Source organism: Streptococcus cuniculi, assembly GCF_001921845.1.
GTDB lineage: Bacteria > Bacillota > Bacilli > Lactobacillales > Streptococcaceae > Streptococcus > Streptococcus cuniculi.
In genome coordinates, this window is sequence record NZ_MSJM01000003.1 from 67,060 (window position 1) to 79,428 (window position 12,369).

The window sequence follows — 12,369 nt, forward strand, 5'->3', positions numbered from 1 at the left end:
TTGCTAAATTTTTAGTACATTTTACTCACGCTGATGAAGGGTGAGGAGCGTGTCAAGGGTGGAGAAGATGGTGCCGATAGTGGTTTGTTCGGCTAAACATGGAACTGGAATATTAAAAATATCCGTAAAATTTTTAATAACATGGGGAATATTTGGTGTTCTGTATTTTCTAAAAATTTCGTCTTCATTTGCTGATAAATATTGATAAACAAATTTAGAAGACACTTCTTTTTTTGTGGTATAAGCCTTTAAGGTAGAGCCTAGTACCCCCTCAAAACCAATATAAACTTTTCCTGCACTAGCTCCATCCCACATAATTAAAATATCATCAGCATTAACATCTCTAATCCCATTAGATAAAAATATATTTTCCCCATTCAATCTTGCAGCATCTAAATATTCTACATTTCCGATTGAAAGTTTTTCGGACTGTGCTTTTCCTTTGATTTGCTTTTGTAGCACCTCCCCCAACTTACGTTGTTCCCAAGCGGAAGTAAAAGGAGCAAGAAAATCTCTCTTGCTCCTTTTAACGCTCCTTATTTCCCAAATAAATTGATAAATTTAGTCAATTCTTCTTGTGCTTCATCTGTTGTGCCTTTGAGTGAGCCTAGGAGCTCGAATAACTCACGGGAAGATTGCTCGATTTCTGCTTGTACCTGTTGTAACTCCTGCGCTACTTCTGATAATGGTGGTACTTCCTCCTCTTCAAAGGTATCGACATAACGTGGAATGTTTAAGTTATAGTCATTTTCTTTGATTTCATCAAGCGTTGCTACATGTGCATACTTGTCAACATCTTCTCGGTTGCGATAGGTTTCAATAATCTTGTTAATATTTTCGCTAGATAGCTTGTTTTGATTTTTTCCTTTCTCAAACTCTCTAGACGCGTCAATAAACAGAATATCCTTCTTATTCCCACGCGCTTCACGGCCTTTAAAGACGAGGACACAGGTTGGGATACTGGTTCCGTAAAAGAGGTTGGCTGGTAAGCCAATCACGGCATCCAACAAATTTTCATGGATGATATTTTTACGAATTTTCCCTTCTGACGCACCACGAAACAGCACACCATGTGGCAAGACAATCGCCATTGTCCCTGTTTTTTCTAAGTGGTATAAACCATGCAAGATAAAGGCATAGTCTGCTTTTGAGGCTGGAGCTACACCAAAACCTTTAAAGCGTATATCTTTCTCACGATCGATATTTTTAATATCCCAATTTTGAGAGTAAGGAGGATTAGCCACGACTGCATCAAATTTCAAAGGGATTTGGACACCATCTTTTTCATCAAAAGGCCAGTCAGCATCTAAGGTATCGGCACGTTTGAGGGTCATATTTCGATAATTAACTCCGTGCATCATCAAGTTCATACGAGCAAGGTTATACGTCGTTGTATTTAACTCCTGCCCATAGAAATCAACTGATCCTTTTTCACTTCCATTTGGTAGTTCTTTTTGAACCGTTAAAAGAAGCGAACCGGATCCCATTGTTGGGTCATAGACATGGAATTGTTCGTCCGATTGTCCGGCATCCATGGTGACTAATTTTGCTAGAATTTTGCTGACTTCGTGAGGGGTATAGAACTCCCCTCCTTTTTTTCCAGCATTGGCAGCAAATTGTCCAATCAAGTATTCATAGACATCTCCTAAGATGTCTTTTCCTGACTCATCTTTAAAATCAAACTCATGAATCATCAAGACAATATCGTTTAAGGCTTTCGCACGCTCATTTGTAGAAGATCCCAGACGCGTGTCTCCCAGATTGACATCTGAAAAAACATTGGCAAAATCATCTGCTGCTACTGGATTGCGCTTGGCATTCGTATTGAAGGAATCAAACATATCCTGAAAATCACTAGCCTTGATTTTATGATGTTCGATTTTTGAGACCATTTTTTCCCAAATATAATCTGGATCAATAGCATAGCCAATGCCTTTTGAGATCTCTTCAAGATACTCTTCTTTTTCCTCGGAATCTGTGACTTCATAAAATTCTTCTAAATGATTGGCCTTCAAATAGTCATCTTGATTTTCTGATAGATAACGGTAGAACATAAAGGGGAGAATATAGTTCTTATATTCGCTTGCGTCCATGGTTCCGCGTAATTTATTGGCCATTTCCCATAATTTTGATGTGATTTCGTTCGCATTTGCCATAATTTATTTCCTTTCCTTAAATAAACATTTGTTTTAAGAGTGTTTTTTTCAATTTTTTCAGCAATTCACACTTACGTTGATGAAGGGTGATAAGCGTATCTAGGGTGGAGAAGAAGGTGCCGATGGCGGTTTGTTCGGGGATTTTACTTGGAATATATACTAATTCTTTTTCTAAATCCGATTTATTTAAATTTCCAATTGCTCCATTTCCACCTGAAACAAATATAGAAATAAATTTATGGTACCAATTTGAACTCATTAAAGAATTAACAAACTTTGGATTATTACTTCGCATAATCAGCATAAATCCGCCATGAACTGTTTGACCTTCCAAACTATGAATAATCGCATGTTTACCAACTAACCTTGATGAACCATTAGCAGCTGTGATTAAAATATCACCGTTTTGAACTTCCGGTATCTTAACTGCTGATTTTCTAACAAATATATCATCGTTATGCAGTATGAACTCATCATTATGTAAGTTAGAAGATCTTAATACACGTACTCCTTGGGCTTGAACATCTGAAGGCTTATAGGTTAATCCCCTTTTAATTTCCCCTAACTCCCCCAACTTGCGCTGTTCCCAAGCGTCCGTAAATCCTTTAAAGCGAAGTAAAGGTTCTTTGTTTATTTTTTCATTCATCTTGCTCTCCTTTTGTATATTTTTTCATTTTAGCACCATTTCCATATTTCCCCAAGCAAATATTCCTTATTCTCCCTGCTTAATCTTATCCGCTATGTCATAAAATGCCTTGCGTAAGTCAATACGGTATCTCACCCAAGATAATTGAGCCACTCCCTCTTCTGCGATCTCCTTGTAATCTGCACGCGCTTCATTCATGAGAGACGTAAGCTCTCCTTGTCTGTCCATATCTTCTTGACCGAACTGGTGTTTGCCAATCAATTTCATCAACTCTCGTGGATTTGTGCTATTATCCAAGCCCCACTTACGAATAAATTCCGTTACTAACTTGAGATGACTTTCTTTTTGAACTCTCTCCATAGCTGCATTCATCGTCTCAACATCACGAGGAGCGGGATAGGTATCAAAGACGAAACTTCTGTCAAAAATCCTCTCAACAAAATGGCGCATCTTGGATTTTTCTTTCTCATTGTCAGATTTAGCAATTTCAACCTGAATTTCCTGATGTGTATGTTTTGCCTTTTCCATTTGATTCGCATGAATTTCATCTGCCATTTTGGCAATCAAGTCCACCAAATAGTCATAATTGATTTTGACATCATGAATATGAACCATAGCTAGGTTTACTTGAGAAATATCAATATTGTCCCGCTTGGCACGTCTTTCTTTTAATTCCCCAGCAATAACTGTCGTGAGCCTGATTTCTTGCTCTCTCGTTATTCCAATCCGCTGATAAAACGTCTCTGGATCTTCATAAGCTGAAATTGTCTGCCCTTCTTCATCTTCTGTGTATTGTTTTAGCTGACTAAGCAAGCGATTATACTCTTTCAATTCTTCAAATACCTCATCTTGCGCTTTTTCGCTCGGTGGCAACTGCATAAAAGCATTGGTTAAGGTCGATAAGTGTTGAACCACCTCTTGCATCTCCACCTGAACAGCACCAAACGGTTTTGAAATAATATTTGCCTCTTCGTTGCCTTTTTTTAGCTCATCGAGGGATAATTGCTCATCAGCAGAAGAACGGTTAGAATAAATGGCAAAAGCCTTGTTCATCTCGTATTCATTTTGCTTAGGCCAACGATAGTTCACCACATTTCCCTGTGGCTTATCAAGCAAATTGTGCATGCGGTTGGTCCGAGAATAAGCCTGAATGAGATTTCCACCTTTTAATGTCCGATCCACATATAAGGTATTCATCTCTGGAGCATCAAAGCCTGTTAAGAGCTGATCCACGACAATCGCAAGATCCAAATACTTCCCATCATCTGCCGTTTTATTTAACCTTCGAGCCAAATCTTCCGCATACTGCTTGACACTGGTCATATCAAAAGTTGTACCAAATAGCTGATTGTAGGCCTTGATCGCTCGATGAAGATTCTCATTTGTTTTCAATTGATTCGCACCATTTGATGTATCTGCTGAAAAACTGATAGCAACTTTTAATTTGTCTTCATCGCTCTTGGTCTCATTGATTTCTGCAAATTTATCAAAATACTCCATTGCCCGTGGGGTGCTGGCTCTGCTACCTCCGACATGTACTGTAAATAGAGCATTGTATTTACGATTATTCGAACGATCCTCCCAATGTTCGAAAATGTCTTTTACGACTAAGTCAACATGTTCAGGACTATCATCATAGACACTTGCGCGAATCCGATCATCTATCTCTTCTTCTGTCGGATTTTCTGGTGCCTCAATCGTCTCCTTAAATTCTACTTTAAAGCCCAATACATTTTTATCAGCAATCGCTTCCTTAATCGTATAGGCATGCAGGAGATCACCAAAAATGGTAGGTGTTTCAGGAAATTTTGGAGTGCCTGTATAGCCAACCCAAGCAGCATGCGGGAAAGCTCTACGAATGGATTCAAGCATCCCTTCATTTTCACTTCCATCTCCAGTAGAACGATGCGCTTCATCTACAATAAATAAGATATGGTCTGACACAGGCTTGAAACGCTCTTTTGCAACATAACGCGACATTTTTTGGATACTGGTTACGATGATATTCTTATCACTCTTCTTGGTCAACTTCCGATGTAAGTCGGCTATATTGGCTGTATCACTGACAACACCTGTCTTTCCCTCAAAACTTGACACAGGATCATAGGCTTGATAAGCATCCACTGTTTGATTGGTAAGAGCAATTCGATCGACCAAAAAGATCACTTTGTCGACATTTGATAAACGGCTCGCAAGCCATGCTGTTTTAAAGCTGGTAATGGTTTTTCCCGAACCAGTTGTATGCCAGATGTACCCCAGCTTGCCATCATCATATTGGAAATCAAAGGCACGCACCTTATCTAACACTCGCTTGGTCGCATATACTTGGTAAGGACGCATGACTTTGATACTTTCCTTGTTTTTGGTACCATCAAGTACCATATAACGAGTTGATAGCTCATGAGCCATTGGAATGGATAGAACCTTGTCGGCAAAAACCTTCCAATCTCCCACACGATGAGCATCTTCTTCATTTTGCCAATGAAATGCGAAAGCACGATTGAACTTATCCAAAGTCGTATTGGCCATATAGCGAATTTCATGAGGCGTCATCGCAATGAGGATTTGCAGAGTAGAAAAAATCCCACTATACTGCTTTTCAGCGATATACTGCTCCATTTGATTTAAGGCTTCTGTCGCACTGTGGAGTTCCTTTTTGAGCTCAATTTGAATCATTGGCAGACCATTGATCAGTAAGGTCACATCAAAACGGCGATTGCTCTTGCCATCCACCACTTTAGGACGCTCAATCTGATTGACTACTTGATAAACAGTATTGCCACCACCAACTTGTTCTTGATCAAAAATAGTGAGAAAGACGTGCTGACCATTATCCAAATCCACTTCAACTTGTGAAAACCCATTCACTCCATAGAGGAATTGACCAGCTTTATAAGGAGTATCAAGACTTGAAATGACTTTTTTGACTTGATTGAACTCTGTCTCTGTCAAAGGATCCTCTAAACGAGCACGATTATTTTGCTCCAAGATTTGCTTGAAATTTTTCCACAAATCATCCGTCGTTTTTATTTCTTTCTTATATTCCCACTGCTTGACGCCACCGATTTTGGTCAGATATTCGATGACCTCTTTCTCAAATGCCAATTCAGATTGACTTTTTATCATCTTATTCCTCCTTTAGATTTTCTTCAAATACTTGGCTGGCGAAAAGTTCCAGCAGTTCTCCATACCGATTGCATCGTGTTCTCAGTTTTACAACTTCGCGATAAGCGCTGCCTATTTTGACCTGCTCCTCTAAATCTAGAACTGGAATCACTAATTGATTCAAGGCTTTAATAGGAATTCGCAAAATAGTTGCTCCTTGAAGCTCTCGCTCTTTTTGACGTTGCACATCTCGGTAGGCATTAAACAAATAAAGAAAATAGTCTTTATCAAGATCCACCGATTGGAATTTTACCTTTGTAAAGTTAAGCGAAAGAATTTTTCCTGCATTTGCAGGCCCCACAATTGCTGCTCTTTGAAGAGAATTGCTAATAATCACATCTCCTGTTTGAAGTGGCAAAATATCCGGCAAAGTTTCTCTATTATTTTCTTCAATCTGCTCCTCGATATGGTTATAGTCTTGTTCAAAAGCAGTTTGGTCGTAATAAACAAGTTCTTTCATATCATACTGTTTTTCTATCCTTGTTGGATTTACACCAGGTACAAAGGTTACAAAATCACTGATTTTTCTTTTTTTCAAAGAACTCACCTCCGATTTTTTGTAATATAGTTATATTATAAACAAAAAGAACTATCCCGTCAAGTGGTTTTGTAATTTTTTTATATTTCTAAAAATTGTTTTTTAACTATCACTATTTCATACTATCACTAAACCAACTTCAAATTCTGCTAGGCAATCCCTGAAAATCCCTCCCCTTGCCCATTTCCTAAACTAACTTTAGCATGAAGAACAGTCGGGCTTTCAAATATCCGCTGGGCAACCACTTGGAAAATAAATGACGCGATAAAAACCCTCTGAAGAACCGTGTTTCTTCAGCGGGTTTTATCGTTTACACAATCGGCTTGCCTAGTCGCATGGCTTTTCTCCAGTCGGGAATGTCTCCATCATCTGCCCAATACTCGTCAAGCGCCACAAGAATTTCTTTAAAATGTAATCAGTTGATTGATTTTCTGTGGAATTTGTGAGATAATGAACGAGAAAAAACATAATAGGAGGCAGTTTTATGAAAGCTGTTGTTGTAAATTCTGAATCTACTGGTGTAGAGATCGTTGAAAAAGAACTTCGTCCACTTGAGAGCGGTGAAGCTCTCGTTGAAGTGGAATACTGTGGTGTCTGCCACTCCGACTTGCACATTGTCCATGGAATCTTTGGCAAAGTTCCTGGTCGCACTCTAGGCCATGAAGGAATTGGGATTGTTAAAGAAATTGCGCCAGATGTGAAAAATTTGAAAGTCGGCGACCGTGTCAGCATCGCTTGGTTCTTTGAAGGCTGTGGTGCTTGTGAATACTGTAATACAGGTCGCGAAACTCTCTGCCGCACCGTTAAAAATGCTGGCTACTCTGTTGATGGGGGAATGGCGGAGCAATGTATTGTAACCGCAGACTATGCTGTTAAAGTTCCTGAAAATCTTGACCCAGCCCAAGCTAGCTCTATCACTTGCGCAGGGGTTACAACCTATAAAGCAATTAAAGAGGCTCAACTAAAACCAGGTCAATGGATTGCCCTCTTTGGTGCTGGGGGACTTGGAAACTTGGCTGTCCAATATGCGAAAAAAGTTTTCAATGCCCATGTTGTAGCAATTGATATTAACAATGATAAACTCGAATTAGCTAAAAAAGTTGGTGCTGACATCGTCATCAACGGACTTGAAGTTGAAGATGTAGCAGGCCTTATCCAAGAAAAGACAGGCGGAACTCACTCCGCTGTTGTAACAGCAGTATCAAAAGTTGCCTTTAACCAAGCTGTTAATAGTGTCCGTGCTGGTGGTCGTGTCGTTGCTGTCGGTCTTCCTTCAGAAATGATGGACCTAAGCATTGTCAAGACCGTACTGGATGGTATCCAAGTGGTTGGATCACTCGTTGGAACACGTAAAGATCTTGAAGAAGCCTTCCAATTTGGCGCTGAAGGCTTGGTTGTCCCAGTTGTTCAAACTCGTCCAGTAGAGGATGCTCCTGCTGTATTTGACGAAATGGCTGCTGGAACCATTCAAGGACGTATGGTACTGGACTTTACTCATTAATCGATTTTCTATAGTGAATGGAATAAAGGTCAGGACATCGTTAAGTCTCTTTGATGGACGCCAGTTCTATCTGCAACTCCTTGCCTTGTCCTATTCCTTTCTCCGTCCACTATACACTTAACTAGAAGCAAAAACCCGCTGAAGAAACACAGTTCTTCAGCGGGTTTCATCGTTTACACAATCGGCTTGCCTAGTCGCATGGCCTTTCTCCAGTCGGGAATGTCTCCATCATCTGCCCAATACTCGTCAAGCGCCACAATCAAGTCCTCTTGTGTTTTGATAAAGCTCACAGCATGGACAGAAAACGATTTGTCCACAGGAAAGACCCGAAGCACCACGATGGTGGTATCTCCTGCTTCCTCTATGCGCTCGATTTCCCCATCCCAGTCTCCAGGATAGTCACAATTGGCTCGAAGATACTCGTCCACAGAAAAACACTCGTTGGTGCAGTGCCAGCGAATCACGGCATTCTCCGCAAAAAAGGTTCTTAGTTTCCCCTCATCCTGCTTTAAGACAGCATCTACAAATGATGGAATTTCCATTTTTACCACCTCACGAACGTTTATATATCTTGATTTTACAGGATTTCGCCCCGATTTACAAGCACTTTTTCCACAGCAGCTTTTTAAAAGCTCGCACGACCAACTTGGTCTGTTGATAACTGGACAAGCCATCTTGGGCATAGAGTCCTTGGGGATTAAAATAGCTGCGCTCATAGTCATCTTCTAGCTTGTGACTACGATTTGGGGCGCGAAAGCCTTTAGTCGCCTGATTGCGAAAGGCGGGATCGTGCGGACCAACCGTGTCCACATCCAAGTCCCAGTGGCGTTTGCCAGCCTTGCCATAGTTGAAGCTGGCTCCGTTGACCACACCGATTTCGGTTAGCTCCTGCGCGTCCATTTCATTGAGAAAATGTCCTTGACTATCAAGGATAAATTCCGTATGAAAATGAAGCAGAATCTTGATATTAAAGGACGGATAGTGAGACGGATAGATTTTCTTTCCACTTTCAAACTTGAGCTTGTTATGGAGACGAGCCGAGGTACCAATCGCATAATCTTTTTTCCAGCGCCACCATGGATAGGTTTTTCTCAAATAACGAGCAAGGGCTTGGCTGTCCGTCTCCCCTGTTTTTTTGAAATGCAGGCGGACATATTCTGCCTGCTGGCTGGAAATGACATAGCGGAGCTGGTGAAGTTGCCTTGCTAGCAAGTCTCTTTCTGCCATGGTCTGTCCTGGAAAGGCTTGGTCAACCAGCGCGGAAAGCTCCCACCAAAAGGAATCATGGGGAGCTAGGTCTGGATGAAACCGCGCCACCAAGGCTTGATGTTCTGCCAAGTCCCCTGACACATCCTCTGGCATGCCGACAATCGCAACCAATAACTCCAAGAGCTGTCTGGGAGATTTAGAGTTTTTCTCTAGCTGCCACAGCTTGCCAAAAAGCGAGGAGCCAATCCGACTGTCACCCAAGTCCAGTCTGCATGCTACTGCGCTTTTTAGGCTAGCATCAGACCAGCCCTGCGCCTTGAGGGCCAAAAGCTGACGTGCCACACGATAGTGCTCAACTAGCCCGTGCTGGGTAAAACTCCACTTGCGTTTTGCGAGAATTTGCCACATGGCTTCCTCCTTTCCAATGCTCCACTGCATCAAGCATGATGCCTGCAACTTCTTCTTTCCTTTTTGTTGCTATTTGATAAACCATAGCTCCATAGCAAAATAGGAGCTAAGTAACACTCAACCCCTACTAGTATGTCCTACTCTTCTGTTTTCACGCGCGAGTAGTTGGCGATGTCTGCTAGGATTTGCTCGGTAAAGTCTGCAAGGCTGACCGTCTGCGTTTCCTTGTGGCCGTAGCGGCGGACGTTGACGGCGCGGTCTTCCATTTCCTTGTCTCCGACAATCAATTGGTATGGAATTTTACCGGTTTGACTTTGGCGAATCTTGTATTGCATTTTTTCATTGCGTTCATCAACAACGGCACGAACACCACGATTTTGCAATTCTTTGGCTACTTCCCAAGCGTAGTCCACATGTTTTTCATTGGAAACGGGGATCAGCGTTACTTGGGTTGGAGCAAGCCAGGTTGGGAAAGCTCCTTTATAGGTTTCAATCAAAATCGCAGTAAAGCGCTCCATGGTGGAGATAACCCCGCGGTGAATCATGACTGGGCGGTGCTCTTCGCCGTCTGCTCCGATGTAGTGGAGGTCAAAGCGCTCTGGCAACAAGAAATCAAGCTGGATGGTTGAAAGTGTTTCTTCATTTCCAAGGGCTGTTTTCACCTGAATATCCAATTTTGGACCGTAGAAGGCTGCTTCTCCTTCTGCTTCAAAGTAGTCCAATTCCATGTCATCCATGGCACCTTTCAACATGCGTTGGGCATTTTCCCACATCTCGTCATTGTCATAGTATTTATGCTTATCTGCTGGGTCGCGGTAAGACAGACGGAAGCGGTAATCGGTCAAGTTGAAGTCTGCATACACATCGATAATCAATTGGAGCGCACGTTTGAACTCTTCTTGAATCTGCTCTGGGGCAACGAAGATATGGCCATCATTCAAGGTCATTTCACGCACCCGTTGAAGACCTGAAAGGGCACCTGATTTTTCATAGCGGTGCATCATTCCAAGCTCCGCAATGCGGACTGGCAATTCGCGGTAGGAACGGACATGATTTTTATAGACTTGAATGTGGTGCGGACAGTTCATTGGACGAAGGACAAATTCTTCGCCGTCTCCCATGTCCATGGTTGGGAACATATCTTCTGAATAGTGCTCCCAGTGGCCTGACGTCTTATACAACTCAACAGAGGCAAGCGGTGGTGTGTAAACGTGTTGGTAGCCAGACGCTAGCTCCTTATCGGTGATGTAGCGCTCCAAGGTGCGGCGAATTGTCGCCCCGTTTGGCAACCAGAATGGCAAGCCTTGTCCTACTTCTTGGCTAATCATGAACAAATCTAGCTCTTTACCGAGTTTTCTGTGGTCACGCTCCTTGGCTTCTTCCCGCATTTGAATGTATTTTTTCAAATCTTTTTTATCGAACCAAGCCGTACCATAGACCCGTTGCATCATTGCGTTGTCGCTATTGCCACGCCAGTAAGCACCTGCTACGTTGAGCAATTGGAAGACCTGAATGCGACCTGTTGATGGCACATGAGGACCACGGCAAAGATCGACATATTCCCCTTGGCGATAGATGGTCAAGCCACCTTCGTCTTCTGAATGCTCTTCAATCAGTTCCAATTTGTAAGGGTCATGCTTGAAAATCTCACGTGCCTCATCTTTTGACACTTCCTCACGAATGCTTGGGAAATTCTCCTTGACAATCTTTTTCATCTCTTCTTCGATGGCTGCCAAATCTTCATTTGAAATCTGACCTGCTTCATTGTCCGTATCATAGTAGAAACCGTCTTGAATTGCAGGACCAACTCCCAAGTGAATGTCTGGGAAATGGCGGCGAGCCGCTTGGGCAAACAGGTGAGCTGCTGAATGGCGCAAGATGTCAAGGGCATCTTCATGGTCTGGAGTGACAATCTCAAGCGAGCCATCTTCTGTAATGGCACGCGTAGTGTCAATCAATTTGCCGTTGAATTTACCAGCAAGAGCCTTTTTAGCGAGGGAATTGCTGATAGACTGCGCAATCTCAAAGGTTGTAATACCAGACTCAAATTCGCGCACAGCGCCGTCTGGGAAAGTAATCTTAATCATATTTATCTCCTTAATTTTATAATATCTTAGTCCAAGTCATCAGGTGCCTACCCGTCGTGGGCCTGCCACACGCATTCTCCGAGGGACAGATTCGTAAAGCGAGCGGTAAAGGACGAATCCTCTGGACTGCAAGCATAGATGCCAAAGGAAATGGTTGCCTTGGCTTCGTGCAAATGGCAGATGCGCATCTGCTGAAACTGCCTGCCGTCTGTCGAACATTCGATACGGAAATCCTGTCCGCGGCGACTGAGGCGGTACCACATTTCCTTGATGTTCGCTGCAATCTCGGTCGTTGCCCAGTCGGAATAACCGTGGTTGGTCACGACACTGCCCAAATGCTGAATGGTTTCATTTTCATACTCAATCGAAGCCTTGAGCCAGTTTTCACTATCCAGATAGACCACAACCCCGCATTGATCAAAACGGTGCTGGCTGTCAAACTCTGTCTTCACGACAAAGGAAAAGAATTCCTCATCCGTTTCCATTTGCAATACTGGGGCATTGTCATTGCGGAAATGGTAATAGGTCCGCTGCCAGAGGTCGGTGTGGGGCAGGGTCGTCATCAAAATTTCCTCATCCGACACGCTGTAACTAGCAGGCTTTCGTGTCCATTTGAGCTTATCAGCTGTAAAATTTTCCATTATCTCCTCCTTTTTTCA

General features: G+C 42.4%; 10 protein-coding genes. 1 reads left to right on the plus strand and 9 read right to left on the minus strand.

Going from position 1 to position 12,369, the window contains the following annotated elements; translation table 11 throughout:
- Positions 1-21: 21 nt before the first annotated feature.
- The 5 genes from BU202_RS03630 to BU202_RS03650 form a co-directional block, all read right to left on the minus strand.
- Positions 22-561 carry a restriction endonuclease subunit S gene (locus BU202_RS03630; protein WP_083605751.1) on the minus strand — a complete coding sequence of 180 codons (540 nt, stop codon included), beginning with the start codon at positions 559-561 and terminating at the stop codon, positions 22-24.
- A complete protein-coding gene (locus BU202_RS03635) occupies positions 537-2,156 on the minus strand; it encodes a type I restriction-modification system subunit M (RefSeq protein ID WP_075104451.1) in 1,620 nt (539 codons plus the stop codon). Before BU202_RS03635 ends, BU202_RS03630 begins: the two co-directional genes overlap by 25 nt.
- Positions 2,157-2,172: 16 nt before the next feature.
- The gene (locus BU202_RS03640; RefSeq protein ID WP_075104452.1) at positions 2,173-2,802 is read right to left on the minus strand and encodes a restriction endonuclease subunit S; all 630 of its coding nucleotides are present in this window, start codon (positions 2,800-2,802) and stop codon (positions 2,173-2,175) included.
- A 66-nt stretch (positions 2,803-2,868) separates the two neighbouring features.
- Positions 2,869-5,928: a type I restriction endonuclease subunit R gene (locus BU202_RS03645; RefSeq protein ID WP_208604245.1), complete on the minus strand. Its 3,060-nt coding sequence runs from the start codon at positions 5,926-5,928 to the stop codon at positions 2,869-2,871.
- 1 nt (position 5,929) lies between these two features.
- A complete protein-coding gene (locus BU202_RS03650) occupies positions 5,930-6,505 on the minus strand; it encodes a restriction endonuclease subunit S (protein WP_075104453.1) in 576 nt (191 codons plus the stop codon).
- Between the two features lie 484 nt (positions 6,506-6,989).
- Here BU202_RS03650 and adhP point away from each other — a divergent pair, with 484 nt between their 5' ends.
- Positions 6,990-8,006 carry an alcohol dehydrogenase AdhP gene (gene adhP / locus BU202_RS03655; protein ID WP_075104454.1) on the plus strand — a complete coding sequence of 339 codons (1,017 nt, stop codon included), beginning with the start codon at positions 6,990-6,992 and terminating at the stop codon, positions 8,004-8,006.
- 173 nt (positions 8,007-8,179) lie between these two features.
- On the opposite strand, the gene BU202_RS03660 is transcribed toward adhP, so the two are convergent.
- From BU202_RS03660 to BU202_RS03675, 4 genes are all read right to left on the minus strand, one after another.
- Entirely contained in the window at positions 8,180-8,548 is a 369-nt protein-coding gene (locus BU202_RS03660) for a nuclear transport factor 2-like protein (RefSeq protein WP_075104455.1), read from the minus strand.
- Between the two features lie 55 nt (positions 8,549-8,603).
- A complete protein-coding gene (locus BU202_RS03665; RefSeq protein ID WP_075104666.1) occupies positions 8,604-9,623 on the minus strand; it encodes a DUF3114 domain-containing protein in 1,020 nt (339 codons plus the stop codon).
- A 137-nt stretch (positions 9,624-9,760) separates the two neighbouring features.
- Complete coding sequence (gene thrS, locus BU202_RS03670) at positions 9,761-11,710, minus strand: threonine--tRNA ligase (RefSeq protein ID WP_075104456.1); 1,950 nt, start codon at positions 11,708-11,710, stop codon at positions 9,761-9,763.
- A gap of 47 nt (positions 11,711-11,757) precedes the next feature.
- The gene (locus tag BU202_RS03675; RefSeq protein WP_075104457.1) at positions 11,758-12,351 is read right to left on the minus strand and encodes a DUF1349 domain-containing protein; all 594 of its coding nucleotides are present in this window, start codon (positions 12,349-12,351) and stop codon (positions 11,758-11,760) included.
- Positions 12,352-12,369 lie beyond the last annotated feature (18 nt).